Raw genomic sequence first — 25,805 nt, forward strand, 5'->3', positions numbered from 1 at the left:
GATGACAAACCGCTCAGCGGCAGCGCAAGATCGTTCATGGTGGGTGTGGTCTCCGGGAAATGGTTCGGATCGGCTTAAGCAACCAAATTCTACGTCATTTCAACGATCAGATCCCGAGCAGCCAGCCAGTATTCGACGGTCGCTTGCGCCTCTGCCCGCTGAGGCCTTGTGCTTCCTCCAGCGAGTCAAGCCGATCACCATGCGTGTCGCCAGTTCTGGTGCTCACCCACGTGCCATTTGCGATCTTGTGTCGGTGAGAGCACCGCAAGCACCTCCCCTGCTAGAGGGCAAGGCGGCTTGCGTCGCCCGTGTTGTTACTATTCTTCGCTGTGGTCGGAGTTTTTTCCTTGGCTTCGGAATCGGGACATTCGGCTTTGCAAAAAAACAGGCCATCGTGGTCGATCGGCACGCCCCCGAGTTCGGCGGCACGATGGGACGACAACGGCAGCGCAAGCTCCATTTGCGCGAGGGGCTCGTCCCTTCAAATACTTGATGCATTTGCGCTTTGCGTACCTCCGTGCATGTTGCTCGATGCCAGGCGGAGACCTCTGTCTAAACGATCGCGCATCGATGCAACGCCCACGCGTAGATCGCCATCATCGCGGCGATCGCTTTGCCGCGTTCGCCGCAGCCGTTTTCGAGCACGACAATCATGCCGGCGCTGTCGGCAGCGATGCGCATGCAAAAATTCACAGATGCATTCTAGCCAAATGCTAGCTGCCCAGCAAATGTCCGGCATTTCGCAAGGCCCCTAGGAAGAGACTGGCATGGCCGTTGGCATCGATCTTGGCCTGCATCGACAGGGGCATGCTGTGCCAGTTCTCCAAGGGCGCAGTGAAATGTGAGAACGTACCGTTGACGATGCAATGGTGGGTAACAAGGCCCTGTCTGTCCAACGCCAGCACCCCGATCTGGTCGCCCTGATATCGGATGGCTGCGACCCGCTGGACCTCCGCGTCACCGTCGACCCGCACGTCGAAAAGCAGGATGCCGCGGCTCCTGGTGGCTACCTCGGCGGCCTTTTCAGCGAAGCTTAAGGAGAGCGAGCGGACGCTTTCGACCGCCAGCTGTAAAACCATCAAATCCAGTTCATCCACTGCCATAAGGTACCTGCGCGCAACACATGGGTGATAGCAATCGACCACACCGCTTGTTCACAGATGTCGGCTCACGACCGATCATTCAGGGTTTGCCGGACGTCCATTGACCGAGGGCGTGCTCCGGTTCGAACCGATCCTGAAGCGGAATGCGCTGGATGTACGGAACCCGAGGAGCAGGCCAGCCAAAGTTGCCGCGACAATTGATGCCGTGATCATTCCAGACATCTGCATCGGCGTCGCTGAACATCCCACTGGCAATTCCGGTCTTTGCGGCAAGCCCATCCTTGGGCCGTCTTGTACCTGAAACCCTCGCGGTGGCGTCCCTCGAAACTCGGGACCGCCGGGCGCTTGATCGTCGAGAACTTTGTTTACGAAGGTCCGGACCTCCTGCAGATGATATTCTGGTGCGCTCGCCTTTGAGCATTCCGCTGAAGCGTGACGTTTCGCTAGTCCGTGTTCCTTGCAGGCTCACCGCGAGGGCGCCTTGCACACAGCGGCACGTCAGCGCATGAAACTCGTCCCCCGTTCACTTCACAAAATGGATTTCCTGAAGTACTGGGAGCGCAGAGAAATCTCCGGTCGCAGCCTACCCGGTTAAAACAAGGACCCAACAATGAAGACTCTCGTCGTCTGCTCCGGCGGATTGGACTCCGTCACCCTTGCTCACAAGGTGGCAGCGGAGCACGAACTCGCCGGCCTCCTATCTTTCGATTACGGCCAACGGCATAGGAAGGAATTGGGCTTCGCCGCCCTTTGCGCGGAGCGACTGAGCGTCCCGCACCGCATCATCGACATCCACGAGATCGGCGGCGGCCTTTCCGGCTCCGCGCTGACCGATAATGTGGACGTGCCCGACGGGCACTACGCCGAAGACACGATGAAGGTCACGGTGGTGCCGAACCGGAACGCCATCATGTTGGCCATTGCCTTCGGCTTCGCCGCAGCGCACGACGCTGACGCGGTGGCGACGGCCGTGCATGGTGGGGATCATTTCATTTATCCCGACTGCCGTCCGGCCTTCATCGACGCTTTCCAGATGATGCAGGACCACGCGCTCGACGGCTACGCGAAGATTCGCATTTATGCACCCTATGTGAATCTCACGAAGGCGGACATTGTTAGGAATGGAGCAGCATACGGCACGCCATTTGCGCAGACCTGGTCCTGCTACAAGGGCGCCGAGCGTCACTGCGGGAGGTGCGGGACCTGTGTCGAGCGGCGCGAGGCGTTTCATCTCTCTGGGCAGCCGGACCCCACCGACTACGAGGACTCCGACTTCTGGCTCGATGCGCTGCGAAGGAGGACCGCGTAATGTTCCGCATCACCAAGGAATTCCACTTCTCAGCCTCGCATCAGCTCACCTCGTTGCCACCCGATCACCAATGCGCGCGCCTGCACGGGCATAACTACATCGTTGAAGTGGAGCTTTCAGCGAATGGACTGAACGAGAACGGCTTCGTGCGCGACTATCACGATTTGGCGCCATTCAAACGCTACATCGACGAGAGCTTCGACCACCGACATCTCAACGACGTGCTGGGACATGAGCAAGTCACGGCGGAATATCTGGCCAGACATCTTTATGAATGGTGCAAGGCACGCCTGCCCGAAACCTCGGCCGTGCGGGTGAGCGAAACGCCGAAAACCTGGGCGGAATACCGGCCATGACCGATACGCATCCCGCAATCCGCGTGAGTGAGATTTTCGGGCCGACGATCCAGGGCGAGGGCGTGCTCATCGGTTTGCCCACGGTCTTCGTCAGAACCGGCGGGTGTGACTATCGCTGTTCCTGGTGCGATAGCCTGCATGCGGTGGACAATCAATTCCGCCATGAATGGGAGATGATGTCCATTGGCGCGGTGTGGCAAAACGTGCTTGCGCTTTCCGGTGGCCGCCCGCTGATGGTATCGCTGTCAGGCGGCAATCCGGCCATCCAGCCGCTCGGCGCGCTCATCGAGCGAGGCCATGGTGAAGGTTACCGTTTTGCGCTGGAAACCCAAGGTTCGGTGGCCAGGGACTGGTTTGCCGACCTTGACGTGCTAGTCCTCAGCCCAAAGCCGCCGTCAAGCCAAATGACGACCGATTGGGCCGCTTTCGAGGCGTGCCTCCAGGCGGCACAAGGCAGGCCGCAAGTCGTGCTCAAGCTCATTGTTTTCGACGAAAGGGACTACGCCTACGCGAAAGACGCCGCTGCGAGATTTCCGCGACTTCCGATCTATCTACAACCCGGCAATCACACGCCGCCACGCCCCGCAAATGAAGACGCTCCTGTCGACCTTGACGGAATATTGAAGCGCATGGAGTGGCTGGTTGATGCCGTGACCCGCGACAGGTGGTTCGAAGCCCGTGTGCTGCCGCAGCTGCACGTTATGCTCTGGGGTAACAAGAGAGCCGTCTAGCCTAGGCCCGCTTTTCACTGAAACTGCGCCGGCGGATATTCGGGTGGACGGGTTGTTCCAAGCTTGACGGCGCTGCCGGGGTGCTTGCGGACTTCTGCCACCGGCACCAAGAGCGTGGCCAGCCGCTTACGACTCGGATTGTTGCCGAGGCTCGGTTTCGACGGGCGTCGGCCTGGCGCGAACCAATCAAAGGTTAGCGCGAGCCACGGGTGGATAGTGTGGTGGTGCGATTCGGCGGCGCCTGCTGCAGCTGGCACGGTCCTTGCGGATTCTTGTTGCAAGGCCGAAGGGAGCTGTCGGCCGACAACCATGATCTGGCCAGGACGATTGTCGGCTGCTTCCGATACAGAAAAGAGGCCGGACTCGACGTGGCGCTTCAGGGACTGCGAAATGGAATAGGGCGCCGGAAGGCACGACCGGACGATATCGTCGCTATGCCAAGACGCGTCTGGTCCGCTCCGAATCCTGTCTCGACACGACGGTCGCCGATCAACAGTGAAAAACATAGCGCAATCGGTTCACGATCGACTGAGAACCATGACCGTTCCTCTGCGGTGCTCAGACTGCCGCTGAGTGCCTGGCCGTTCCACTTTCAAAATATTTGTCGAACTTTGCCGCGATGCTCCTGACAAAGGGCCGGCTTTCCGCAGGCACGACGAAGCGGTCACCATCAAGTTCAAGCAACCGCGCAGGATCTTGGAGGGCCGTGGAACTCGCCTTGACGAGAAGTCTTTGGCCGGCTTCGCCAAAGCGCTCCACCAGCTCAATCGCCGAGAAGGCGAAGTCACACATCAATCGCTCGATGATCCAGCCGCGAACGCGGTCGTCTTCGGAAAGCGCAATGCCTCGGACCGCTGCCAGCCCTCCTTCTGCAACCATGCGTCCATATTCGGCGGTCGAAGGCATGTTCTGTGCATAGCCCTGGCGAAACTGGCTGATGGATGACGGGCCAAGGCCGATCAAGGTCTCGCAGCGATCCTCGGTATAGCCCTGGAAGTTCCGGTGCAGTGTTCCGGCGCGGGCGGCAAGCGCGAGGGCATCGCCCGGTTTGGCGAAATGGTCGAGCCCGATTGCTTCGTATCCCTGGTCCACGATCGCCCGCGCCGCAAGTCGCGATTGAGCAAACCGCTCTGCCGGACCCGGCAGCCATGCCTCGTCGATCATCGTCTGATGTTTCTTAAACCACGGCACATGGGCGTAGCCAAAAAGCGCTATCCGATCCGGTTCCAGGGTCAGTGCCTGCGCGACGGTGGAGGAGACGCTCTCCCTGGTCTGGTGTGGCAAGCCGTAGAGCAGGTCCAGATTGACCGATTCGACGCCGCGCGAACGAACGCCGTCGACTACCGCTTTGGTCTGCAAAAAGCTCTGCTCGCGGTTAATTGCCTTTTGCACCTTCGGGTCAAAATCCTGGACGCCGAGGCTCGCACGGGCCATGCCGATTTCGGCGAGTGCGTCGAGGCGGGCATCGTCCATATCATTGGGTTCGATTTCGACGCTGATCTTGGCGCCGGGAAGAAAGGTGAAGCTGTTGCGCAGGACGGTTCCCACCGCCACCAGATCCTCCGGTTTGAGCATCGTTGGCGAACCGCCGCCGAAATGGACGGCACGCACGCGGCCCTTGCCTGCGACAAGACTGGCGACGGTGGCGATCTCGGCATGCAGCGAGCGAAGATACGTGCTCACCGGTTCGTAGTGGCGTGTCTGCTTGGTATGGCAGGCACAGAACCAGCAAAGCTTGTCGCAGTACGGGATGTGCAGATAGAGCGATATCTCGTGGCCCTCGTCGAGCGCCTGCAGCCAGCCTCGACAAACGGCAGCATCGACGCTTGCATTGAAATGCGGCGCTGTCGGGTAGCTCGTATAGCGCGGCACGTTCTCACCGAGTCTGGCAGCTAGCTCCAGTCGCATGTCGTGGTCCACCGTGTTTGCGTCGCCGGAACTGTGGATGCTTGGATGAGCCTAAGCCCTGATTTCGATCAACCTTCAACACGGACAAACTGCCGCAAGGATTTTTCTACTGTCGATTGCTATCCTGCCCGCACTGGACCGGTAGAGCGATCGAATGACATTACGGCAGGACATTCACAGTTCCGGCATTCCCGTTCTTTGCCTGTCTTGCGAGGCACGGCACCGCGGTGTCTGTGGTGCGCTCGAACCAGACCATTTGGCTCAGCTCGCCAAGACGTCGTCGCGGCACAATATCGAGCCGGGGGTCGAACTGATCGGCGACGCCGAGGCGGTCGACTGTTATTCAAACGTGCTTTCAGGCGTGGTGAAGCTCACGAAGAGCCTTTCGGACGGCCGCCAGCAGATCGTCGGTCTCCAGTTCGCGCCGGATTTTCTGGGACGGCCCTTCAAGATGAAAAGCGCGATCAATGCGGAAGCGGCAACAGCTGTCTCGCTATGCTCGTTTCCGAGAGCGGCCATCGAACGGTTGATGAAGGAATCACCGGAATTTGTGCATCGGCTGTTCAAGCAGGCGCTGAACGAACTCGACGAGGCACGCGAATGGATGGTGACTCTGGGGCGCAAGACCGCACCGGAGAAGGTGGCGAGCTTTCTCCTCATGATCGCCCGGAACATCGGTTCCAGTGTTGACCCGGCGGCCAGGTCGGCGTGCTTCGAGCTGCCGATGACGCGTGCCGACATCTCTGATTTCCTTGGAATTACAAACGAGACCGTGAGCCGTCAGCTGACCAGCCTGAGAATGGACGGCGTGATTCGGATCGAGAACAACCGCCGTATCACCGTGGACAGCATGAGCCGGCTGGAACGGCGCTGCGGCGGCCGAGGCGCAACCGCCGTTTGAATGACACCGAAGCTGCATGGCCTACGTCACTTACTTCGTTCGGGGCAGGGCATGCTCGCGTTGGGCGTTAGAAGAAGTCGCATAGCGACAGCCCGCTCTCCATCCGATCGCATGAGCCAGGTGCGTTTCGGCCAACTCGTCGGAGAAGCATCCATCCTCGACGTGCTCGACGTGCAACCGGCTGTTCCAGGCAGGATCGCACTCGGCCGAAGTCAATACGCCTCATACGCAGGGGAAAATCGCCGTCTCCCCGAACCATGAATGTCACGAAGGCAGCGTAACGCTGGCGCGGGCTGTCCCAAGGCATTGAAACGATCGACGTTCGGCAAGGCATCGGCCTACTTTCCAGCGTCACAGAAGGCGCGCTTCCCCACACGCCCGCGATCGCCTCCATACCCGACCCGACCGGGACGCGTGGCCTGTCCATAAGCGTGGCGGCCGATGCTGCGCTTCCACATTCGATCGCCGCAGTCTGATCGCACCGAACTCGATGCTGCTCGAAGCAAAATCGTGCGGCTCTGACATGGATCAGGGCGAGCAGGCCACGGCTGCGCAATAAGGCACTGCGGTTTGGCGCCCGCCGGAATTGGAAATCGGGGCTTGCGATGAAATTCGGCACAGAGATCGTCCTTCTAAGCCTGTTTGCATTTGCGGCCCTGGTGGCTGCCGGCTTCGGCGTAGATGAACCTTTTCGGCAGCACATGTGGGTGCTGCTCATCGTGCTGCTTGGCTTTATCACCATCCTTCTTCGCAACACGAGCTTCGCAGCGCCCGCCGCAATCGATCCGTCCGCCTATATGGATGGACCGATCCGCTACGGTGCCATCGCCACTATGTTCTGGGGCGTGGTGGGAATGCTGGTCGGCGTGGTCATCGCGCTGCAGCTTGCCTACCCGGATCTTAACATCGAGCCCTGGTTCAATTTCGGCCGACTGCGGCCGCTGCACACATCCGGTGTTGTGTTCGCTTTCGGCGGCAACGCGCTGCTCTGCACGTCCCTGTATGTCGTCCAGCGGACCTGTCGTGCCCGGCTGTTCGGCGGCGATCTCGCCTGGTTCGTGTTCTGGGGCTATCAGCTGTTCATCGTCATGGCGGCAACCGGCTACCTGCTCGGCATCACCGAGAGCCGCGAATACGCCGAGCCCGAATGGTATGTGGACCTGTGGCTGACCATTGTCTGGGTCGCCTACCTCGTCCTGTTCCTCGGCACGATCCTGAAGCGCAAGGAACCGCACATCTACGTCGCCAACTGGTTCTACCTTGCCTTCATCGTGACCATCGCAATGCTGCATGTGATCAACAACCTGTCGATGCCGGTCTCCTTCCTGGGCTCCAAGAGCTATTCAGCCTTCTCCGGCGTACAGGACGCCCTGACGCAATGGTGGTACGGCCACAATGCCGTCGGCTTCTTCCTCACCGCCGGCTTCCTCGGCATGATGTATTATTTCGTTCCCAAGCAGGCCAACCGACCCGTCTATTCCTACCGGCTGTCGATCATCCACTTCTGGGCTTTGATCTTTCTCTACATCTGGGCCGGTCCGCACCACCTCCACTACACCGCCCTGCCGGACTGGGCCCAGACGCTCGGCATGGTGTTCTCCATCATGCTCTGGATGCCGTCATGGGGTGGCATGATAAACGGCCTGATGACGCTCTCGGGCGCCTGGGACAAGCTGCGCACCGACCCGATCATCCGCATGATGGTCATGGCCATTGCCTTCTACGGAATGTCGACCTTCGAAGGCCCGATGATGTCAATCAAGGCCGTCAACTCGCTCTCGCACTACACCGACTGGACCATAGGTCACGTCCATTCGGGCGCGCTCGGATGGGTCGGCATGATCTCGTTCGGCGCGATCTATTTCATGGTCCCGAAGTTATGGAACCGCGACCGGCTTTATTCGCTGCGGCTCGTCAACTGGCACTTCTGGCTGGCGACGCTTGGGATCGTCGTTTACGCCGCGGTGATGTGGGTCTCCGGCGTCATGCAGGGCCTTATGTGGCGCGAATACAACGAGCAGGGCTTCCTGGTCTACTCCTTCGCCGAAACCGTCGCAGCCATGCATCCCTACTACATCATGCGTGCCATCGGCGGCGCGATGTATCTGTCGGGCGCCCTCATCATGGCCTGGAACATCGCCATGACCATCCTCGGCTACCGGCGCGAGGAGGATCCGATGCCGCGCTCCATCCCCGCCCTCCAGCCTGTGCGATCAGGAGCCAGAAAATGGGCTTGATGGACAGACACGCGGTCATCGAGAAGAACGCCACAGTTCTTCTCCTCGGGTCCCTGCTGGTCGTAACAATCGGCGGTATCGTCGAGATCGCGCCGCTCTTCTATCTCGACAACACCATCGAGAAGGTCGAAGGCATGCGGCCCTATTCGCCGCTCGAGCTCGCCGGGCGCAACATCTATGTGCGTGAGGGCTGTTACCTCTGCCACAGCCAGATGATAAGGCCGTTCCGCGACGAGGTCGAGCGCTACGGCCACTATAGCCTGGCGGCCGAGTCGATGTACGACCACCCGTTCCAGTGGGGCTCGAAGCGCACCGGGCCGGATCTCGCCCGGGTCGGCGACCGCTACTCGAACGGATGGCACGTCCAGCATCTCACCGAGCCGCGTTCGGTGGTGCCGGAATCGATCATGCCGAGCTACGCGTTCCTGAAGGACATGCCCATCGAGGTGAAGGATTTCTCGACGCATCTGATCGCCAACAGCCGTGTCGGTGTGCCCTATTCAGACGACATGATCGCTCATGCCAATGCCGATCTCATGGCGCAGGCCGATGCGAATGCCGACACATCGGGCCTGGAGAGACGCTATCCGAAAGCCAAGGTTGGGGACTTCGACGGCGATCCGCAGCAGGTCACCGAAATGGATGCGCTGGTCGCCTATTTGCAGATGCTCGGCACGCTGGTCGATTTCAGGACCTATGACGAAGCCGCCGGTTACCGCTGAGGAGAATGGCGATGACCTACAATTTCATGCGGGAGTTTGCCGACAGCTGGGGCCTGCTTGCCATGGCGCTTTTCTTCCTCGGATGCGTTGCCTTTGCACTTCGTCCCGGCAGCCGCAGGCAAGCCGAGAGAGCCGCTCACATTCCTCTCAAGGACGACTGATCATGGGCAGCGAGCATATCGACGAGGTTTCGGGTATCTCGACGACCGGCCATGAGTGGGACGGCATCAAGGAACTCAACAACCCGCTTCCCCGCTGGTGGGTCATCACCTTCTACATCACCATTGCCTGGGCGATCGGCTACACCGTCGTCTATCCGGCATGGCCGATGCTGACTTCCGCGACCAGGGGTGTGCTGGGGTATTCGAGCCGCAGAGACGTCAAGAATGAACTGGCCGCGGCCGAAGTGGCCAAGGGTAAATTTGTCGCTGCCATTCAGGCGAAGACCGTCTCCGAGATTACTGCCGACGATACGCTACGCGAATTCGCCGTCGCCGCAGGTGGCGCCGCGTTCAAGGTCAATTGCGTGCAGTGCCATGGCTCGGGCGCTCAAGGGTCCAAGGGTTTTCCCAACCTAAACGACGACGATTGGCTGTGGGGTGGCAACGCCGAACAGATCCAGCAGACGATTGCGCACGGCATCCGCTTCGCATCAGACCCGGATACGCGCCTGTCTGAAATGCCTGCTTTTAGCGACATCATCACGACGGATCAGATCAAGCAGGTCGGCGCCTATGTCGCAAGCCTCTCCGATCCTGTTCAGGACACAAGCCTGATCGAACTCGGCGCCAATGTTTTCGCCGAGAATTGTGCGGCCTGTCATGGTGAGAATGCAAAGGGCAACAGGGAGCTCGGCGCACCCGACCTGACCGACGCGATCTGGCTATACGGGTCTGGCGAAACAGCCATCGCCGCGCAGGTCCGCGCGCCGAAGCACGGCGTCATGCCGGCCTGGATCGGGCGTCTCGGCGAGATCAAGGCCAAGGAACTCGCGGTCTATGTCCATTCGCTTGGTGGCGGAGAATAGGTACGCAGCCTATTCTCGTCCTCCCCCCACCACCAAGCGACGAGGCCCGGCGCGCGCCGGGCCTCGGCATCATCCAGAAACCGATGGGTCGCTGGTGACTGGAGCTTCTCGTGCTCGATAACACGCAAATAGAACGGCTCGAAGCCGATGCGGTCAACTCCGCCAAGACCCGTCAGCCGCTCTATGCCGCACGCAAGAAGATCTTCCCGGCCCGGGCCTCTGGCAGTTTCCGCCGCTTCAAGTGGTCGGTGATGGCAATCACGCTGGGGATCTACTACCTGACGCCCTGGCTGCGGTGGGATCGCGGGCCATTTGCCCCGGACCAGGCCGTGCTGGTCGATCTTGCCAACCGCCGCTTCTATTTCTTCTTCATCGAGATCTGGCCGCAGGAATTCTATTATGTGGCCGGCCTGCTGGTCATGGCCGGTATCGGCCTTTTCCTGATCACATCCACCGTCGGCCGGGCCTGGTGCGGCTATACGTGCCCGCAGACCGTGTGGGTCGATCTGTTTCTGGTCGTCGAGCGAGCCATCGAGGGCGACCGCAACGCGCGCATCAAGCTCGATGCCGGTCCCTGGACTGCGCGCAAACTCGTGCTGCGAACATCGAAACACGCCATTTGGCTGGTCATAGGGGTGCTGACCGGCGGCGCCTGGATCTTCTATTTCGCCGATGCGCCGACGCTGCTTGGGGAACTCTTCACCGGCACCGCCGCCGCCGTCGCCTACATCACCGTGTCCGTGCTGACGGCGATGACCTATACGTTCGGCGGGCTGATGCGCGAGCAGGTCTGCACCTACATGTGCCCATGGCCGCGCATCCAGGCGGCCATGCTCGACGAGAATTCCCTCACCGTCACCTATAATGACTGGCGCGGCGAACCGCGCTCGCGTCACGCCAAGAGGGTCCTTGCCGCCGGGCAGCCCGTCGGCGACTGCGTCGACTGCAATGCCTGTGTCGCGGTGTGCCCGATGGGGATCGACATTCGTGGTGGCCAGCAGCTTGAATGCATCACCTGCGCGCTCTGCATCGATACCTGTGACGGTATCATGGACAAGCTCGGCAGGGAGCGCGGACTGATTTCCTATGCGACGCTGGCCGACTACAACGCCAATATGATGCTGGCGACCCCAGGCGGCTCCGGTTCAGTCAACCCGTCACTGGTCAGGAACGCTGACGGCCTGTTCTCCGACAATGTGGCCCGTTTCCATATGCGCAAGATCTTTCGCCCGCGCACCTTCATCTACATGGGCGCCTGGTCGGCGGTCGGTCTCGCGCTGCTCTATTCGCTGCTGACCCGCGCACGGCTCGAATTGAATGTCCTGCACGATCGCAACCCGCAGTTCGTGACGCTGTCCGACCGTTCGATCCGCAATGGCTACACCGTCAAGCTGCTCAACATGATCCCCGAATCAAGAACGATCATTGTCACGATGCAGGGCCTGCATGGAGCCGAAATGAGCGTTGTCGGCATCGACCTGCCGGCGGATCGCTCCTTTGCCATCCCGGTCGAACCCGACCGGCTGAAGATGCTCAAGGTTTTCGTGCGTGAGCCGGCAGATCAGGTTCGGGGTGCAGCGCAAAGCTTCAAGTTCCGGGTCGAAAACAAGGCAACGTTCGAGTCGGACGAATACACGGCCACTTTCAACGCACCGGAGATCGCCAGATGAGCGACACCTCGCGACAATCCCGCGAATTCACCGGCAGGCATATGCTGTTCACCATCCTTGGCTTCTTCGGCGTGGTCATAGCGGTCAATCTCACGATGGCGACGCTCGCCAACACGAGCTGGACCGGCCTTGTCGTCGAAAACACCTATGTGGCGAGCCAGCAATTCAACAAAAAGGCCGAGCAAGGGCGAACTCAGGCAGCCCTCGGCTGGACTGGCAAACTGACCATCGCAGGCGGTGAGGTCCGCTACAGTCTCACCGATGCTGTCGGCAAGCCGGTTGCCTTGCGTGGCGTCAAGGTGCTGTTTCGTCATCCCGCCTACGAGGCCGAGGACAAATCCGTCACTCTTGCCGCTGCCTCCGGTCAGATATTCGCCGCGCACCACATTCCCAAGGATGGCGTCTGGATCGTCGAAATCGAGGCCGATGCGAGCCTTGCGAAACCCTATCGCGACCTTCGCCGGATCATGATTTCCCACGGGGCGCTGCAATGAGCTGCTGCGCGCCAGGCGCCGAAATGGCGCTGGACCTGGACAAGGTCGCACTCGTCCGGCCTTCTAGCCAGGAAATCAGACTGGCGAGCCGCTCGATTGGCGAAAATCTTCGCCAGACCGACCTCTCGGTGCCGGCTGTGCATTGTGCCGCCTGCATCCAGACGATCGAGACGGCGATCGGCAAGCTGGATCGCGTCGAAGGCGCTCGTGTCAATCTTTCGACGAAACGTGTTTCGGTCCGGTGGCGCGGCGACGAGGTTCCGCCATTCGTCGCCACACTTGGACGGCTGGGCTATGGCGCGCACCTGTTCGATCCCGAGGCTGACGGGAAGGACAAGGCGCTCTCGGAACTGATCCGCGCCGTCGCGGTCGCCGGCTTTGCGGCGGGCAACATCATGCTGCTATCAATCTCCGTCTGGTCCGGCGCGCAAGGCGCGACCCGCGACCTGTTCCATTGGGTCTCGGCCTTGATTGCCCTTCCTGCGCTCGCTTTCGCCGGCGGCATCTATTTTCGCTCGGCCTGGAATGCGCTGCGCCACAGCCGCATGAACATGGACGTGCCGATCGCGGTCGGGGTATCGCTCGCTTACGCCATGAGCCTCTACGAGACGATCAACCATGGCGACCATGCTTATTTCGACGCGTCGGTGTCGCTGCTGTTCTTTCTGCTGATCGGCCGCACGCTGGATCACGTGATGCGGGAACGGGTGCGGACGGCCGTGAACGGACTGGCTCGGCTGGCGGCGGGCGGCGCCATGGTGCTGCGCGAGGATGGTTCGCGCGACTACTTGCCGGTTGGCGAGATCGAACCAGGAATGGAGCTCTTGATCGCGGCTGGCGAGAGGGTGCCCATCGACGGCAGGATCATTGGCGGGGCGTCGGATCTCGACTGTTCCCTGGTTTCCGGGGAAAGCACGCCCAGAACGGTGGGCCCGGGGGCGCAGGTCCAGGCCGGTACACTCAATCTCACCGGTCCGCTGACCATCGAGGCGACGGCCGCCGCCAAGGATTCCTTCCTGGCCGAAATGATTCGGCTGATGGAAGCGGCAGAGGGCGGCCGCGCACGCCATCGCAGGATCGCCGATCGCGTCTCCGCGCTCTATGCCCCCGTGGTCCACCTCACCGCCTTTGTGACGTTCCTCGGCTGGATGGCGGCGACCGGCGACTGGCACCGGGCAATAACAATCGCCATCGCCGTTTTGATCATCACATGCCCGTGCGCGCTCGGTCTCGCCGTGCCGATCGTGCAGGTGGTCGCTGCGCGGCGGCTGTTTGAAAACGGCGTCATGGTCAAGGACGGCTCCGCCATGGAGCGCCTGGCGGGGATCGACACGGCATTGTTCGACAAAACCGGCACGCTTACGCTCGGACTGCCAAGGCTGATCAATGCGCCGTCGATCGATCCGACGATGCTCGCCATGGCGGCCGAGATGGCAGCGCATTCCCGCCATCCCTTTTCGAAGGCAATCGCTGGCAATGCAGCCTTTGCCGGCCAGCCGAAACTCGCGTCCGTCAGCGAGCATCCGGGCTTCGGCATCGAAGCCATCGCCGAGGGCAGTACCTGGCGGCTGGGTCGCCGCGGATGGGGTGAGTTGAAAGCCCGGACCGGCGGCGAAGGCAAACAAGGCTATGGCGGAACCGTTCTGACGAAGGACGGGGTCATTGTCGCGACTTTCGATTTCGAGGATGAGCTGCGTGCCGATGCCAAGGCGGCCATCGAGCAACTGAACGGCGCCGGCGTGTCGGTGGAGATGCTGTCGGGCGACACAGAAGCTGCCTGCGGCGAGGTGGCGGAAGCACTGGGCGTCGAGCGCTTCGTTCCCGCGTTGCTTCCCTCCGGGAAGGTCGAACAGATCGAAGCATTGACCCGAACTGGCCACAAGGTGCTGATGGTCGGCGATGGGCTCAACGACACGCCTGCATTGGGCGCCGCACACGTTTCGATCGCTCCGGCCACGGCGGCGGATATCGGGCGCAACGCCGCGGATTTCGTGTTCCTGCGTAAAAGTCTTCTGGCGGTCCCACTTGCTTTAGACATTTCGCGGAAGGCCGGACGGCTGATCCGGCAGAACATCGCCATCGCGATCGTTTACAATGGCATCGCCGTGCCGGTCGCCATTCTGGGGCACGTTACGCCACTGATCGCGGCGGTCGCGATGTCCGCCTCGTCCCTCCTGGTCATCGGCAATGCGCTACGCCTGCAAGGTTTCGTGTCAAATGCATCGGTGCAAGATGCCCGACATGACAGGCGCTCCGACATTGGCGCACTAGCACAATCCTCATGACGACGCTCGCCTACCTCATACCTGTGGCCCTGTTCCTCGGAGCGCTTGGGCTGGCGGGGTTCCTGTGGGCCTTGAGGAGCGGCCAATATGAAGATCTCGATGGCGCCGCCGAGCGGATCCTGATCGACCGCGACGAGCCACGCAGTTGACCCAGCCTGCCCTGCGAGGACTCGCTCGAATATTTTCTGCGGTTGCTTCGCGTCATGCCGATTTCGGCGCGCGACGGGTGCGAACGGATCAGCCAGAATACGTTGCCGAACTTTCGGCCAGGAAAGGGCCGCACCGAACGGGAAGCCGGCCATTCCATGATGACCTGACCAGACCATGGCGTGGCGATCGACCAGTCGACCGTGAACCCGCCGTTGCCGCGTTTATCGAGTCTGGTTGATCCACATCAGGGTTATCTCTTCATCGGCATGGTTTATTGAGCATTTTTGAACGGAGAACGGATGTCTAACGGACGGTTAGGTCGCGTGGAGACGCTTGGGAGATGAGCCGCAAACCGTGGATCGATTGCGATGCGTTCCAGTGCCCTTCGTCGCAGATAGCCGACGCAATGGCGGCTCGCTGATGGCCGGCTCTGTCGATAGATTCGACGTTATTGTCGTCGGAGCCGGGCCGGTCGGACTTTCCTTCGCCGCGTCGCTTGCCCAGAGCCGACTCAAGGTGGCAGTGGTTGAACGGCAGTCGCTCGAAAGCCTGGCGAATCCGGCTTTCGACGGTCGCGAGATCGCGCTGACCCACGCATCGGTTGGAATCCTTCGCGAGCTCGGCGCCTGGGATGCCATCCCCGCTTCGGACAAATCACCGCTACAAGGCGCGCGCGTGCTCAACGGATCGAGCCCTTTCGCCCTGAGCTTCGATTCTCCCAGCGGATCTGGGGAACCACTCGGCATTCTGGTCCCAAATTGTCGCATCCGCGACGCCCTGTTCAAGCTTGTCCACTTCCAGGATCATGCCCAGCTGCTGTGCGGCCGCTCGGTCGTCAATGCAACAACCAGCCACAAAGAAGCAGTCATAACGCTCTCTGATGGCAGGCAATTGGCCGCTCGGCTGCTCGTTGCAGCGGATTCGCGTTTGTCCGCGACGCGCGACCTGCTCGGCATTGGCGCCGACATCAATCGGCTTGGCAACTCCATGCTGATTTGTCGGGTGAGGCACGAGCGCGCCCATCACCAGATCGCGGTCGAATGGTTCGATGACCATCAGACGATAGCGATGTTGCCGCTCATGGAAGGCGTGTCGTCGCTGCTTCTCACTTTGCGCTCAAGCGAGGCCGACAGACTGCTTGCTCTCGACGACGATTTGTTCCTCATGGAATTGACGAGCCGGTGTCGAGGACGCCTCGGAGAGATGACCTTGGCAAGCACCCGCCATGCCTATCCGCTGGTCACGACCTGGGCGCACAAGTTCTGGGCTCCGAGTGCGGCACTGATCGGCGATGCTGCCCTCGGCATGCACCCGGTGACCGCGCATGGCTTCAACATCGGCCTCAGTGGCCAGAAGCAACTCGCCGATAGAATCCTGGCGGCATGTCGCGAGCGCCGCGACATTGCTGATCCAGACATGCTCGGCAGATACGAAAGCCGGCTGCGTCTGTCGGCGGCACCGCTCTATCATGCTACGAATGCACTTGTCGCTCTCTACTCAGGCGAGCACCCGGCGGCACGGCTTGCAAGACATGCAGGGCTTCGCTTTGCCCAATATCTTCCCTTTATCCGCCATGGCATTTCGGCCATGCTCAGGCGGTGAATCGCAGGCAGCGCTGCCGCTCTGGAACGCTATCTCGGCCTGGCTTCCTTTTGTCTCGCCGGGCGCGTTGATGCCGTTGGTAGGGCTGCTTCCATGGTGACGTTGCCGATCCTGGGATGATTCGGATCAAGGCACGCGTGCGGGCAAGAGCTCGATGGTCAGACGGCAAGGCCAAGAGCAGACGTGCGCCCCGAAGACATGGTGAGCGCACTGGTTACCCCCGCTGGATAGTTAACCCGTCCTTCAGTGGGCCTGCGTAAGCTTGTCCTCGCGAACAACGATGGGAGCAAGCTGGTCCGTCCATGGCCCCGAAGAAAGTAGACACGCTGGAGGCCAAAATCCGTCAGGATCAGCTTGCTGACCTGAGGACCGGCCTCTTCGTGTCGATGCCGATAAGCGCTATCCTGTCAGGCCTGATTTGGGCGGTGCACGCCCTTTCTGGCAGCGGCTTTGCCGCTGCAATGTGGTTCCTGGTCGTCAATGCGATAAATGCCGCCCGCCTTGCACTCGCGCGTTATCAGCTAAAGGAAACAGGGCGCCATGACAATTCCGTGGGGGTTTTGCCGCGGCTTCGCTGGTTTGGCATCCTTGCTCTTCTGGCAGGGTTTGCCTGGTCCTTCCTGGCCGTCCTGACTGTTGGATACACGACACCTCAAGCACCGCTGCATCTGGTCATTCTGGCGGGCATTTCAGCTGGTGCGGTTACATACGGCAGTTCGTATGCCGCGGCGGCGATCAACTTCATCACACCTCCGCTCCTCATCACGGTGGGATGCCTTTTGGCGAAAGGCAATTTTGAAGATTACATTCTGGCTTTTACCGTTCTGCTTTTCATGGGCGGCTTGGTTCGAGCTTCGTGTGTTGGGCAAGCACGGTTCCGCGAAGCGAGCCGCCTGAGGCATGAGGCCGAGCGGCTTGCGGCGGAGATGAAGGCCAGTTCCAGGCAGGACCACCTGACGGCCCTTCTCAACAGGCGTGGCCTCGAAGACGCAATCGGACGTTTCGAGACCGCGGATGGCCCCTTCGTGGCAATGCTGGTTGATCTGGACGGGTTCAAATCCGTCAACGATACCTACGGTCACAGGACCGGTGATGAACTGCTTGTCAGGATCGCCCGCCGCATAGAGGAGGAAGCACCGGAAGGCTCAACGCTCGCTCGTATCGGCGGCGATGAATTCGTGCTGTTTTTTCCCTCAACGAGGGTTTCGCTTTCTGCCAGTGATCTCGCCTCCAATATCATAGCCAAAATTGCCCGACCCTATATCGAGGTCGCGTCCGTCCGTGTCGGGGCATCGATAGGAATATACTTGGCGCAGACGCCGGGCCTGACGGAAATGTTGTTGCGGGCGGATATCGCCCTTTATACGGCCAAGCGTCGTGGCAGGAACGAATTTTGCCTGTTCGATGCCGAACTCGACAGGGAACTGCAACGCCGCCAGTCCGTCGAACGGGACCTTCATTCGGCGATAAAGACGAGAAGCTTGCAACCTTGGTTCCAGCCGATCGTGAAACTCGACACCGAGGCCGTGGTCGGCTTTGAAGCCTTGCTGAGGTGGTCCCATCCGACTCATGGTGCCATCTCTCCACCCGAAATCATCACAGCTGCACGCGAAACCGGAATGCTTCAGCTGCTGACGCAAACCGTATTCGCCGACTGTTGTGCTTTTATCGACGGCTTGGTGAAAGCTGACTGTCGTGATCTCCGTGTGGCGATGAATGTTTCACCGCGCGAACTGGAAGCCGGCGATATCGACGACATGGTTCTGGATGGTCTGGCGGCAAGAGGTCTCCCTGCAACGATGTTCGAGATCGAGATTACCGAAGAATCCCCGGTTGACCCGGACAGAGTGGATGAAAAGCTCGGACGGCTTTCACATGCCGGCATTTCCATCGCGCTCGATGACTTCGGCACCGGCTTTTCCACGTTGGCATCGCTCAAGGACAGTCGGATACGCAAGGTGAAAATAGACCAGGGCTTCATTCGCGGCTTGGCCAAGTCCCGAGAGGACCGACTGCTTGTCAAATCGGTCATCGATCTCGGTAACATGCTCGGGATCGAGGTCATGGCCGAGGGCGTCGAAACAGAGGCGGATCGGCAAACCCTGCACAAGCTTGGCTGCCGAACCGCTCAAGGCTTCCTGTTCTCCAAGGCTGTGCCTCTGAGCCAAGCACTGGAAATGGCAGTCAAACAGCACGCGAACCAGTTGTGACCGCTCCCGCCGCGCCGTCTCTCGCGGCCGTGCGCTCATGAGTGACGGGTATCTGAACTTCCTTGTTTGAAGAGCATGACATCCGTGCTGTGCGTCAGCCGGCGAACAGTTCCTTATAGCCGGTCGTCACCATCCAGTTCGCCCGGTCGATATGGCTGCGAAGAGCCTTGCGGGCGCGGACCGGTTCAAGGGCCGGGTCGATGCCTAGAATGAGATCGGCCATCTCCTCTTCGCTGGCATTGTCGGCGCAGGCATCCAGGATCCGCAGGTAGATCGTGAAATGCTGCCTATCGTAGGCCGTCAGGTTCTCCGACCAGGGGACTTCGTCGCACAGAGTTGAGTTTCGAGTCTCATCTGTTCCCATTGATCGATTCATGCCTGCGAACCTCGCCTGTTGAGCGCCCGCAACATATCCCAAAATGGGATAATCCGAAACCGGGATTAGTCGCTGATCCGGTCTTTACCCGACCGGTTCGCCTACATGCCCAAGTCTCTTCGATCGCCCCGCCACCAGCGGTTTCTGGCCCAGCTGGTTTCCTTGCGCAAGGCCAAAGGCCTGACTCAGGCGCAGGTGGCCGAGAAGCTTGATCGTCCCCAATCCTTCGTGGCCAAGTACGAGGGTGGAGAGCGTCGTCTCGACGTCATCGAGTTTCTCGACTTAACTGCGGCGCTTGACGCTGATCCGTGCGAGATTCTGTCCAGCCTGCGGTCCTAGCGGGCGCCCGCGCGCCTAACGGCTCGCGCCGGTGCCGTGAACCGAGCGCGCTTTTCTTCGGCAAGCTGCCATTCCGCTGCGGGTGGGTCTTTACCAAGCCATGCCGATATAGGGATGATAATCCTAATTATATATGTGACAAAGCATGCGTGATTCCTTAGCTATTTTGCGCTACGAGGAACACCATGAATCTGAGGGGGATAGTCGCGGCGGAAAAATCCGCCGTTGATACGGGGGATTGGAAGCGAGGTGAGATACCGCGCTCCAAGTGGCCGTCACGTCGAGCCAAGGCCAAGGCGTATAAGTATGGCCCGCTCTATCAGTGGCGAATCCTCACCTTTCAAGCGGCCGGCGAAGATTGTCGCGTTCTTCTGCTGTTCAACGAATCCAAGCGGATTTTCCGTGCTACCCTAGGCGTAACGAAGGGCGGCGAAACTCTTGTCATCTGTGACTATGAGTATCACGCCAGCGAACCTGGGTGGCATTGCCATGCCCGTTGCAGCGATTTGGCCAACATCAATGTCGCTCACAACCGGTTCGGCAGCGTCCGTCTTCCGAAGGCGGGTTCGTTCCATCGCCGAACAGAATTCAGGCATCTAAAGCAGCCTCTTTCTGCGCAGACCGCCTTTAATTGCGCAATATCGATCTTCAAGATCGATAAGGCTGAGGGAATGGTATGAAAGCCGAACTCTGCCACGCGTTTTGCAATGACATAACCGTAACGGAAGTGCCGGCCGGCCTTGCCGTGTCTACGGCGTTTCTGCGCGATGACGGAGACCGAGTTGCCTTCTACGTCACAAAGACAGAGGACGGCGCTTTCAGGCTTGAGGACGATGGCGCGACAATCCAGCAGCTCGAAGCGGCCGGCGTCGATTTTGACACCGATACGCGCCGACGCGGCCTAGAACAACTATTGTCTTCAGTTCATGCTCACTTCGATCACGATGACGGCACGATAAAGACCGCGTCTTTTCCAGAGGTAGAGCTGCCGGCTAGGGCGTTGGCGTTCGTCGGCGTTATGATCCGAATGAACGATTTTCTCCTGCTCACGCAAGAGAAGATCGCCTCCTCATTCAAGGAAGACGCAGCGGAGCGAATAAGGTCCGTGGTAGGCGACCGTGCCAAAATCAGAGAAAATGAGGCGGTCAGTTCTCGCCTTTCCGAGGTGACTCCTGACATGGTTTTGGAGGTGAGCGGCCGACCGCCTGTCGCGATATTTTTTGGGAATAGCCCTGCGCGAGTGAACGACGCGATCTTCCTTCACTTTGCTGCGCTGCATGAGGTGAAGCAAGATTTGTCGGTAATCGCTCTATTGGAGGATGACCATGCCATCTCGAATGAATTACGCCGTAGGGCAAGCAACCGACTAGCGACGGTACCAGTTTACAGAGACGACGAAGACGCGGCGATAGCTCGTATCGCTCGCGAAGCGCTAGGTAAGGCGGCATGAACGATAAGTCCGACGGAAAAACCGACGAGAAGCGCTTTAACGAGACGCTGAAGCGGATGCTACAGACGCCGCCCGATCACAAGGGCGGTAGGGCATCGGTCAAGCCGGAAACGAAAGCGCGGATATCAGAGCGAAAGACCAAGAGAGCAAAAGGTCTCGAAGGAAGCGAATAGCCTTGGTACCAGAAATGCTTTAACGTACCTTTCTGTACTATTTTTTAAGGGAGGGGTTAATGCAAGTCGATCGTTTTCGGAAAATGCTTCGAGAGTTTTCCAGGCAGGCTAGAACCGGTCAGATAGCGACTAGCACCAGCACTGGGAATGCCGTTGCTGGCATCGCCGAGCAGTTAGAGCGCGAGTTAGGCAACTCCATCGCAAATCGCCAGATAAAAAGCGATACCACCATTTCGTTCGCTCCTGATATTTGCCCCTGCTGCGGTAAGTAACCCCACGATGACGGGACGATATGTTGTTTCTCCGTATCCTATAGATGCGGAGCATCCCTACGACATTGCTTTTCACCTGACGAAAGACGCAACTGAAGTACCTGCAGAGCAAGGGCTTCTGAAGCACGAAGCCGAGCGCACGCTCATGGTCTTGCGAGGAATGTTTCATCCGCCTGATATTCGTTTCAGGGGATATTACAACGAACTTTTGGGCCTTTCTCAATACGGTTTGGTTGGCGAAACGGCGCAGCCTGATCTTGGCATCGGCACGCTCCACAATCTGCAACAGCGTATCTTCGACACGGAGAAAGGCCGGATGATTAGTGAGCATATGCGGAAGATCGTTGGGTGGCTTTCCTTGATCCTGATTGGCGTTGGAATGCTCGGTCTTCTGGCTGTGTTGGCTGCCCGGTGGCTGATTGGGCCAGATCAGACCCTTTTGGTAATTCAGCCGGCGTTGGCCATGGTATTGCCCGGCCTTCTCGCCGGTCTCACTTTCTCATCTTTCCTGCGGTGCCGCGCTGTCACGTTTTTTGATCTTCATGCAATTGATGCCGACCGGTTTACCCCTGCTATGAGGGCTATATTCGCATTGATACTTCTTTTCCTGACTGGCGCCTTCCTCAAAGCAGGCGTCTTCGAGATCGCGATAGGCGAAGTCCGCCTGTCGCAATTTGATGCGAATGGCCTCTCAGCTTTCATATTTGGCGCGTTCGTAGGGTTCTCTCAGGAGCCGCTAATTTCGCGCATCGAATCCATCAGCAAAGCAGCCGAACCAAAGGACAAATGAGGGAGAGCGTTACCTACTGACTGTGACGCTTTCGCCTACGCAAAAGCACTCGCGCCTTCTGCTTAGGCGATATCGGCTTCACCAATCCGCCGATAGGTCAGGCGTTTGCCTTCGATCATGGCAAGCAACTGGTCGTGGCGCTCGGTGTCGGTACCGCCAAGAAATCGAATTCCGACAGGTAGCGGTGCAAGTGAGCCTCGCCGCAATGCTGATAGACGCCAACCATGCCGCGCTTGAAGACCGAAAACACGTTCTCAATCGTGTTCGAATGGATCGACACGCCGTCCTCATAGCGGACGTATTCGCCAGCGGAATGGTTGGTCGTCTTGTGTGAGGCGTATTCCTCGCCAGTCATGGTGTAGAGCTTCGACTGGTCGGTATAGAGCGTCGAATTGCGGTCGACATTGCGCACTAGGATATCGCGCACAACAGCCTTGGTGGCATTCTGGACGTGAACCATGCGGGCTTTACCGCCACGCTCGACAAGACCGATAACGGTGCGCTTCGGCTTCATCTTGCGCTTCAAGCGCGGCTGGCCTTTGCGCTGGGGCGAAAGGTAATCGCGGTCGACGCGTCCAATGTAGGTCTCGTCGGCTTCGACGGTCTTGCCTTCGCCACCAAGTGGGCCAGCCGACTTCACGTCTTCCGCCATCGCTTCGCGAACGCGGTGCGCCATGAACCAAGCGGTCTTATAGGTGACGCCCAGCATACGGTGTAGCTGGTGAGCGCTCATGCCTTTCTTGGACGAAGCCATGAGGAACGTTGCCAGAAGCCACTTGTTCAAAGCGATCTTGGAGCGCTCGAATACGGTGCCGACAGTGACGGTAAATTGCTCACGGCATTCCATGCAGTTGTACAGGCCGGGACGGTGCGCCTTGCCTACCATCTTGGTGATACGGTCGGGATTGGCATTGCCGCAATGCGGGCAGTTAGGGCCATAGGGCCAGCGCTGCGCCTCCAGATGGATGCGGGCGGCGTCGGCGTCTTGGAAGATTGGGCTGTCGAGTTTCATGGCTGGGTGTCCCTGCCATGTTTGTAGCAGACGGCTCATACTTTGTCATGTATATAATTAGGATGATAATCCTAGGTGGGGCGATTCCTCAACGGAGATCGCAATGGCTAGGACCAAACTTTCCAAGCAGCTTTCACAGGCTGAAATCGAGCGCTTTCTGGGGGAGGCGGAACGGCTGCACAAGAGCATCGTCCAGCCGCTTCTATCACCTACCAGCAACCATTACCGAGCTCTCCAACGCACCCATGAAGGGCTGTTGAAGACGGTGAAGGATATCACGGGTAAGGATGCGCCGTTCATTCAATGGTTCGGAACAGGACCGGTGAATTAGACCCGACTTGTAGACTCCAGGCCGCAAACGTCGCATTCTCTCTTCGGAGGGAAGGGGCGTGGGCAACCATCGCTATCAAGACAACTCCTGGCTGGCTTTCTTGCCTTCGAATCGACCCTGCCGCTGTCGGCGCAACATCAAAGCCGATATAAGCCACAAAACGGGCGAGCGCATCGATCATGATCCCGGACAGGAATTATTACTGGGACATGCGCCTCAACCTGTTGAAAGGCGAGCGCTGGTTTTGTTCGGAGGAAACCGCGCGCACGGCGGCGACGTCGTCGAGTTTCTCGACGTAACTGCGGCGCTTGACGATGATCCGTGCGAAAAATCTGTCCAGCCTGCCGTCCTGGCGGGCGCCCGCGCGCCTGACGACGCGCACCAGGTGCTCGTGAACCGAGCCCGTTTTTCTTCGGCACGCTCAAGGGGTCTCGGCCATTGGGCTTCGCCCCTTGCCGTGGGCAGCGCTTCGGGCTGTGACGGCCGCCGCCCTTGCGGGCGGCGCGGTTTGTCTGTTGGCCTTTCCCGATGGCGCGGGGTGGGCGGCACTCCCTTCTAGGCCCGCCGCGGCAGCCCGCAACCCTTCGCGTGCCGCTCAGGGTCCTCCTCTTCGTTCCGGTCCTTCGGATGCGGTCCGCCTCCCACGGCGGGCCTTTCCGGTCGCGACTCGCCGCCCACCCCGCTTCCGGGGAAAGGCGCGGCGATTGGCGAGCGGAGGATGAGACGATGCATGCAAACAGCAAGCGTTCCGCCAGCGGAGAGGCTGGCGCAGGCAAGGGCGGGCGCCCCGGCGTCAGCCTTTATCAGGAGATCACGGACCGCATCATTGCCGAGCTGGAGCGCGGCACCGTGCCATGGGTCAAGCCATGGGGCAGCGCAAAGGCAGGCCTTGGCCTGCCGAGGAATGCATCCTCTGGGCGCACCTATTCCGGAATCAATATCCTCATCCTGTGGGGCGCGGTCATCGAGCGCAGCTATCCCAGCCAGAACTGGCTCACCTTCCGGCAGGCGCTCGTCCTTGGCGGCAATGTCAGGAAGGGCGAGCGCGGCACGACCATCGTGCATGCCGACCGCTTTGTCCCCAAGGACGAGAAGGAGCGCGCACGCCACGAGGGCGATGAACCACAGGCCGTGCCTTTTTTAAAGCGCTTCACCGTCTTCAATGTCGCGCAGTGCGATAATCTTCCGGAAGACCTCTATGCCGCCGCCGAGCCGCTGCCTCAGTGCGAGATCGTGCCGCACGCCGAGACGCTCATTCGCGCCAGCGGTGCGGATTTCAGGGTCGGCGGCGATCGCGCTTTCTACATGCTGGGCAGCGACCACATTCAGGTGCCGCCGCAGCCGGCGTTCCATCACCAGATCGACTATTACCGGACCTGCTTTCACGAGCTTGGCCACTGGACCGGCCACCCGACGCGGCTTGCTCGCGACCTCTCCGGCTCGTTCGGCTCCAAGGCTTACGCGCGTGAAGAATTGGTCGCCGAAATCACTGCCGCCTTCGTCTGCAGCAACCTCGGTATCGAGCCGACCGTGCGTCATGCCGATTACATCGGCTCATGGCTAAAGGTGCTGCGCGAGGACAACCGCGCGATCTTCCATGCCGCCAGTCTTGCCTCCAAGGCCGCCGATTTCCTGCTTGGCCTTCAGGCCGATGCCGAAGGCGAGGCGCAGGAAGGGATTGCGGCATGACGATGCGCGATCCTCAACTGACCGCGACCGAGCCGACGCCGCAAGGCGAGCAGATGCTCATTCCCGGTGTCCGGCCGATCACCACGCGCGATCGGCTCACCCTCCTGATGGACGCGCCGATGTGTCCGCGCGCGGCGAAAACCCGCTCGATATCGGCCTCTTCGATGAAGCCAGCAGAAATCAACTCGACCTGTTCTGACAAGGAGTCTTTCCATGATCCTGATCACCGATCCAATGCGCGCACGACTGCTCGCCAATGGCGCCGCCGACGCCGACACCGACCATTTTCCCGTTGTGAAACTGTTTAATCCCACAGGTGCCGCGACGTGGCTTTTGAGCGAACTCGACGCCGATGGCGACACGCTGTTCGGCCTTTGCGATCTCGGCTTCGGCTTCCCCGAACTCGGCAGCGTCAGTCTGGCCGAGCTTGCATCCGTAAAAGGTCCGCTTGGCCTCGGCATAGAGCGCGACCTGCATTTCCAGGCGCGCTTTCCGCTCTCCGTCTATGCCGAAGCCGCCCGCATTTGCGGCCACATCACCGAGGCCGAGCGACTTCTGCGGCAGGCAGCAGACGCCCTTTCAAAGTCCCATTCCGAGCTTCCGCCCGACACGGCGGAACAGCAGCGCCGATAGGCGCAAAAACCGTCCCGCCGCGCCGGCCGTCGGCC

General features: G+C 60.0%; 30 protein-coding genes and 1 pseudogene. 22 read left to right on the forward strand and 9 right to left on the reverse strand.

The window, feature by feature from the left end; genetic code table 11:
• Nucleotides 1-280 precede the first annotated feature (280 nt).
• The 4 genes from NKJ08_RS25405 to NKJ08_RS25420 all read right to left on the reverse strand — a co-directional run bounded on the left by NKJ08_RS25405 (nt 281) and on the right by NKJ08_RS25420 (nt 1,347).
• A complete protein-coding gene (locus tag NKJ08_RS25405) occupies nt 281-460 on the reverse strand; it encodes a hypothetical protein (protein ID WP_352783916.1) in 180 nt (59 codons plus the stop codon).
• A 92-nt stretch (nt 461-552) separates the two neighbouring features.
• The gene (locus NKJ08_RS25410) at nt 553-681 is read right to left on the reverse strand and encodes a hypothetical protein (protein WP_352783919.1); all 129 of its coding nucleotides are present in this window, start codon (nt 679-681) and stop codon (nt 553-555) included.
• Nucleotides 682-713: 32 nt separating this feature from the next.
• Nucleotides 714-1,103, reverse strand: coding sequence for a hypothetical protein (locus NKJ08_RS25415; protein WP_352717907.1), 390 nt, complete (start codon nt 1,101-1,103; stop codon nt 714-716).
• Between the two features lie 79 nt (nt 1,104-1,182).
• A complete protein-coding gene (locus NKJ08_RS25420; protein WP_352783921.1) occupies nt 1,183-1,347 on the reverse strand; it encodes a hypothetical protein in 165 nt (54 codons plus the stop codon).
• 366 nt (nt 1,348-1,713) lie between these two features.
• On the opposite strand from NKJ08_RS25420, the gene queC reads away from it, so the two are divergent.
• From queC to queE, 3 genes are read left to right on the forward strand one after another with little or no spacing between them, the layout of a single operon-like run.
• The gene (queC, locus tag NKJ08_RS25425; protein ID WP_023679622.1) at nt 1,714-2,412 is read left to right on the forward strand and encodes a 7-cyano-7-deazaguanine synthase QueC; all 699 of its coding nucleotides are present in this window, start codon (nt 1,714-1,716) and stop codon (nt 2,410-2,412) included.
• Nucleotides 2,412-2,768: a 6-carboxytetrahydropterin synthase QueD gene (queD, locus tag NKJ08_RS25430; RefSeq protein ID WP_352783923.1), complete on the forward strand. Its 357-nt coding sequence runs from the start codon at nt 2,412-2,414 to the stop codon at nt 2,766-2,768. Before queC ends, queD begins: the two co-directional genes overlap by 1 nt.
• A complete protein-coding gene (queE, locus tag NKJ08_RS25435) occupies nt 2,765-3,499 on the forward strand; it encodes a 7-carboxy-7-deazaguanine synthase QueE (RefSeq protein ID WP_023722052.1) in 735 nt (244 codons plus the stop codon). The genes queD and queE overlap by 4 nt, the downstream gene beginning before the upstream one ends.
• Before the next feature lie 558 nt (nt 3,500-4,057).
• On the opposite strand, the gene hemN is transcribed toward queE, so the two are convergent.
• Entirely contained in the window at nt 4,058-5,407 is a 1,350-nt protein-coding gene (gene hemN, locus NKJ08_RS25440; protein ID WP_352783925.1) for an oxygen-independent coproporphyrinogen III oxidase, read from the reverse strand.
• Nucleotides 5,408-5,561: 154 nt separating this feature from the next.
• Between hemN and NKJ08_RS25445 the strand changes: the two genes are divergently transcribed.
• The 11 genes from NKJ08_RS25445 to NKJ08_RS25495 all read left to right on the forward strand — a co-directional run bounded on the left by NKJ08_RS25445 (nt 5,562) and on the right by NKJ08_RS25495 (nt 18,705).
• Nucleotides 5,562-6,308: a Crp/Fnr family transcriptional regulator gene (locus NKJ08_RS25445; RefSeq protein WP_352690206.1), complete on the forward strand. Its 747-nt coding sequence runs from the start codon at nt 5,562-5,564 to the stop codon at nt 6,306-6,308.
• A gap of 605 nt (nt 6,309-6,913) precedes the next feature.
• Nucleotides 6,914-8,545, forward strand: a complete 1,632-nt coding sequence (ccoN, locus tag NKJ08_RS25450; protein WP_352783928.1) for a cytochrome-c oxidase, cbb3-type subunit I — start codon at nt 6,914-6,916, stop codon at nt 8,543-8,545.
• Nucleotides 8,536-9,267 (forward strand): cytochrome-c oxidase, cbb3-type subunit II, encoded by a 732-nt coding sequence (gene ccoO / locus NKJ08_RS25455; protein WP_352783930.1) that lies wholly within the window; start codon nt 8,536-8,538, stop codon nt 9,265-9,267. The genes ccoN and ccoO overlap by 10 nt, the downstream gene beginning before the upstream one ends.
• Nucleotides 9,268-9,278: 11 nt before the next feature.
• On the forward strand, nt 9,279-9,428 hold the full coding sequence (locus tag NKJ08_RS25460; RefSeq protein WP_023679629.1) for a cbb3-type cytochrome c oxidase subunit 3: 150 nt from the start codon (nt 9,279-9,281) through the stop codon (nt 9,426-9,428).
• A 2-nt stretch (nt 9,429-9,430) separates the two neighbouring features.
• The gene (gene ccoP, locus NKJ08_RS25465; RefSeq protein ID WP_352783932.1) at nt 9,431-10,294 is read left to right on the forward strand and encodes a cytochrome-c oxidase, cbb3-type subunit III; all 864 of its coding nucleotides are present in this window, start codon (nt 9,431-9,433) and stop codon (nt 10,292-10,294) included.
• A 110-nt stretch (nt 10,295-10,404) separates the two neighbouring features.
• Nucleotides 10,405-11,964, forward strand: coding sequence for a cytochrome c oxidase accessory protein CcoG (gene ccoG / locus NKJ08_RS25470; protein ID WP_352783933.1), 1,560 nt, complete (start codon nt 10,405-10,407; stop codon nt 11,962-11,964).
• Nucleotides 11,961-12,458, forward strand: coding sequence for a FixH family protein (locus NKJ08_RS25475; protein WP_352783935.1), 498 nt, complete (start codon nt 11,961-11,963; stop codon nt 12,456-12,458). The genes ccoG and NKJ08_RS25475 overlap by 4 nt, the downstream gene beginning before the upstream one ends.
• Nucleotides 12,455-14,743, forward strand: a complete 2,289-nt coding sequence (locus NKJ08_RS25480; RefSeq protein WP_352783937.1) for a cation-translocating P-type ATPase — start codon at nt 12,455-12,457, stop codon at nt 14,741-14,743. Before NKJ08_RS25475 ends, NKJ08_RS25480 begins: the two co-directional genes overlap by 4 nt.
• The gene (ccoS, locus tag NKJ08_RS25485; RefSeq protein WP_023679633.1) at nt 14,740-14,892 is read left to right on the forward strand and encodes a cbb3-type cytochrome oxidase assembly protein CcoS; all 153 of its coding nucleotides are present in this window, start codon (nt 14,740-14,742) and stop codon (nt 14,890-14,892) included. The genes NKJ08_RS25480 and ccoS overlap by 4 nt, the downstream gene beginning before the upstream one ends.
• A 421-nt stretch (nt 14,893-15,313) precedes the next feature.
• Nucleotides 15,314-16,495, forward strand: coding sequence for a 5-demethoxyubiquinol-8 5-hydroxylase UbiM (ubiM, locus tag NKJ08_RS25490; RefSeq protein WP_352783980.1), 1,182 nt, complete (start codon nt 15,314-15,316; stop codon nt 16,493-16,495).
• A gap of 302 nt (nt 16,496-16,797) precedes the next feature.
• Nucleotides 16,798-18,705 carry a putative bifunctional diguanylate cyclase/phosphodiesterase gene (locus tag NKJ08_RS25495; protein ID WP_352783939.1) on the forward strand — a complete coding sequence of 636 codons (1,908 nt, stop codon included), beginning with the start codon at nt 16,798-16,800 and terminating at the stop codon, nt 18,703-18,705.
• A gap of 94 nt (nt 18,706-18,799) precedes the next feature.
• Here NKJ08_RS25495 and NKJ08_RS25500 read toward each other — a convergent pair whose 3' ends face one another.
• Entirely contained in the window at nt 18,800-19,069 is a 270-nt protein-coding gene (locus tag NKJ08_RS25500) for a DNA -binding domain-containing protein (RefSeq protein WP_352453619.1), read from the reverse strand.
• Nucleotides 19,070-19,186: 117 nt separating this feature from the next.
• Here NKJ08_RS25500 and NKJ08_RS25505 point away from each other — a divergent pair, with 117 nt between their 5' ends.
• The 5 genes from NKJ08_RS25505 (at nt 19,187) to NKJ08_RS25525 (ending at nt 22,105) form a co-directional block, all read left to right on the forward strand.
• A complete protein-coding gene (locus NKJ08_RS25505; RefSeq protein ID WP_023679646.1) occupies nt 19,187-19,420 on the forward strand; it encodes a helix-turn-helix domain-containing protein in 234 nt (77 codons plus the stop codon).
• 185 nt (nt 19,421-19,605) lie between these two features.
• On the forward strand, nt 19,606-20,100 hold the full coding sequence (locus NKJ08_RS25510; RefSeq protein WP_352783941.1) for a hypothetical protein: 495 nt from the start codon (nt 19,606-19,608) through the stop codon (nt 20,098-20,100).
• Nucleotides 20,097-20,870: a DUF1828 domain-containing protein gene (locus NKJ08_RS25515; protein WP_352783943.1), complete on the forward strand. Its 774-nt coding sequence runs from the start codon at nt 20,097-20,099 to the stop codon at nt 20,868-20,870. Before NKJ08_RS25510 ends, NKJ08_RS25515 begins: the two co-directional genes overlap by 4 nt.
• Entirely contained in the window at nt 20,867-21,043 is a 177-nt protein-coding gene (locus tag NKJ08_RS25520) for a hypothetical protein (protein WP_352783945.1), read from the forward strand. Before NKJ08_RS25515 ends, NKJ08_RS25520 begins: the two co-directional genes overlap by 4 nt.
• Before the next feature lie 279 nt (nt 21,044-21,322).
• Nucleotides 21,323-22,105: a hypothetical protein gene (locus NKJ08_RS25525; protein WP_352783947.1), complete on the forward strand. Its 783-nt coding sequence runs from the start codon at nt 21,323-21,325 to the stop codon at nt 22,103-22,105.
• Nucleotides 22,106-22,167: 62 nt separating this feature from the next.
• Here the strand turns inward: NKJ08_RS25525 and NKJ08_RS25530 are convergent.
• Nucleotides 22,168-23,117 (reverse strand): annotated as a pseudogene (locus NKJ08_RS25530) (IS1595 family transposase).
• A gap of 103 nt (nt 23,118-23,220) precedes the next feature.
• On the opposite strand from NKJ08_RS25530, the gene NKJ08_RS25535 reads away from it, so the two are divergent.
• The gene (locus NKJ08_RS25535) at nt 23,221-23,448 is read left to right on the forward strand and encodes a hypothetical protein (protein ID WP_352783949.1); all 228 of its coding nucleotides are present in this window, start codon (nt 23,221-23,223) and stop codon (nt 23,446-23,448) included.
• A 199-nt stretch (nt 23,449-23,647) separates the two neighbouring features.
• On the opposite strand, the gene NKJ08_RS25540 is transcribed toward NKJ08_RS25535, so the two are convergent.
• The gene (locus tag NKJ08_RS25540) at nt 23,648-23,830 is read right to left on the reverse strand and encodes a hypothetical protein (protein WP_352783950.1); all 183 of its coding nucleotides are present in this window, start codon (nt 23,828-23,830) and stop codon (nt 23,648-23,650) included.
• 344 nt (nt 23,831-24,174) lie between these two features.
• Here NKJ08_RS25540 and NKJ08_RS25545 point away from each other — a divergent pair, with 344 nt between their 5' ends.
• The gene (locus tag NKJ08_RS25545; RefSeq protein ID WP_352783952.1) at nt 24,175-25,137 is read left to right on the forward strand and encodes an ArdC family protein; all 963 of its coding nucleotides are present in this window, start codon (nt 24,175-24,177) and stop codon (nt 25,135-25,137) included.
• Between the two features lie 13 nt (nt 25,138-25,150).
• Here the strand turns inward: NKJ08_RS25545 and NKJ08_RS25550 are convergent, their stop codons facing one another.
• A complete protein-coding gene (locus NKJ08_RS25550) occupies nt 25,151-25,339 on the reverse strand; it encodes a hypothetical protein (protein ID WP_352783954.1) in 189 nt (62 codons plus the stop codon).
• 11 nt (nt 25,340-25,350) lie between these two features.
• Between NKJ08_RS25550 and NKJ08_RS25555 the strand changes: the two genes are divergently transcribed.
• Complete coding sequence (locus NKJ08_RS25555; RefSeq protein ID WP_352783956.1) at nt 25,351-25,770, forward strand: DUF2958 domain-containing protein; 420 nt, start codon at nt 25,351-25,353, stop codon at nt 25,768-25,770.
• Nucleotides 25,771-25,805: the final 35 nt, after the last annotated feature.

Source organism: Mesorhizobium sp. M0244, assembly GCF_040321795.1.
GTDB lineage: Bacteria > Pseudomonadota > Alphaproteobacteria > Rhizobiales > Rhizobiaceae > Mesorhizobium.

Coding starts and splice junctions, on each gene's coding strand:
- NKJ08_RS25405 (WP_352783916.1), bottom strand. CDS start 460: ATGGAGCTTGCGCTGCCGTTGTCGTCCCATCGTGCCGCCGAACTCGGG.
- queE (WP_023722052.1), top strand. CDS start 2,765: ATGACCGATACGCATCCCGCAATCCGCGTGAGTGAGATTTTCGGGCCG.
- NKJ08_RS25420 (WP_352783921.1), bottom strand. CDS start 1,347: ATGTTCAGCGACGCCGATGCAGATGTCTGGAATGATCACGGCATCAAT.
- NKJ08_RS25500 (WP_352453619.1), bottom strand. CDS start 19,069: ATGGGAACAGATGAGACTCGAAACTCAACTCTGTGCGACGAAGTCCCC.
- NKJ08_RS25535 (WP_352783949.1), top strand. CDS start 23,221: ATGGCTAGGACCAAACTTTCCAAGCAGCTTTCACAGGCTGAAATCGAG.
- hemN (WP_352783925.1), bottom strand. CDS start 5,407: ATGCGACTGGAGCTAGCTGCCAGACTCGGTGAGAACGTGCCGCGCTAT.
- NKJ08_RS25445 (WP_352690206.1), top strand. CDS start 5,562: ATGACATTACGGCAGGACATTCACAGTTCCGGCATTCCCGTTCTTTGC.
- NKJ08_RS25495 (WP_352783939.1), top strand. CDS start 16,798: ATGGCCCCGAAGAAAGTAGACACGCTGGAGGCCAAAATCCGTCAGGAT.
- NKJ08_RS25505 (WP_023679646.1), top strand. CDS start 19,187: ATGCCCAAGTCTCTTCGATCGCCCCGCCACCAGCGGTTTCTGGCCCAG.
- NKJ08_RS25555 (WP_352783956.1), top strand. CDS start 25,351: ATGATCCTGATCACCGATCCAATGCGCGCACGACTGCTCGCCAATGGC.
- NKJ08_RS25510 (WP_352783941.1), top strand. CDS start 19,606: ATGAATCTGAGGGGGATAGTCGCGGCGGAAAAATCCGCCGTTGATACG.
- ubiM (WP_352783980.1), top strand. CDS start 15,314: ATGGCCGGCTCTGTCGATAGATTCGACGTTATTGTCGTCGGAGCCGGG.
- NKJ08_RS25475 (WP_352783935.1), top strand. CDS start 11,961: ATGAGCGACACCTCGCGACAATCCCGCGAATTCACCGGCAGGCATATG.
- queC (WP_023679622.1), top strand. CDS start 1,714: ATGAAGACTCTCGTCGTCTGCTCCGGCGGATTGGACTCCGTCACCCTT.
- NKJ08_RS25520 (WP_352783945.1), top strand. CDS start 20,867: ATGAACGATAAGTCCGACGGAAAAACCGACGAGAAGCGCTTTAACGAG.
- NKJ08_RS25415 (WP_352717907.1), bottom strand. CDS start 1,103: ATGGCAGTGGATGAACTGGATTTGATGGTTTTACAGCTGGCGGTCGAA.
- ccoP (WP_352783932.1), top strand. CDS start 9,431: ATGGGCAGCGAGCATATCGACGAGGTTTCGGGTATCTCGACGACCGGC.
- NKJ08_RS25410 (WP_352783919.1), bottom strand. CDS start 681: ATGCGCATCGCTGCCGACAGCGCCGGCATGATTGTCGTGCTCGAAAAC.
- NKJ08_RS25515 (WP_352783943.1), top strand. CDS start 20,097: ATGAAAGCCGAACTCTGCCACGCGTTTTGCAATGACATAACCGTAACG.
- NKJ08_RS25460 (WP_023679629.1), top strand. CDS start 9,279: ATGACCTACAATTTCATGCGGGAGTTTGCCGACAGCTGGGGCCTGCTT.
- ccoS (WP_023679633.1), top strand. CDS start 14,740: ATGACGACGCTCGCCTACCTCATACCTGTGGCCCTGTTCCTCGGAGCG.
- NKJ08_RS25525 (WP_352783947.1), top strand. CDS start 21,323: ATGACGGGACGATATGTTGTTTCTCCGTATCCTATAGATGCGGAGCAT.
- NKJ08_RS25480 (WP_352783937.1), top strand. CDS start 12,455: ATGAGCTGCTGCGCGCCAGGCGCCGAAATGGCGCTGGACCTGGACAAG.
- NKJ08_RS25545 (WP_352783952.1), top strand. CDS start 24,175: ATGCATGCAAACAGCAAGCGTTCCGCCAGCGGAGAGGCTGGCGCAGGC.
- ccoO (WP_352783930.1), top strand. CDS start 8,536: ATGGGCTTGATGGACAGACACGCGGTCATCGAGAAGAACGCCACAGTT.
- queD (WP_352783923.1), top strand. CDS start 2,412: ATGTTCCGCATCACCAAGGAATTCCACTTCTCAGCCTCGCATCAGCTC.
- ccoN (WP_352783928.1), top strand. CDS start 6,914: ATGAAATTCGGCACAGAGATCGTCCTTCTAAGCCTGTTTGCATTTGCG.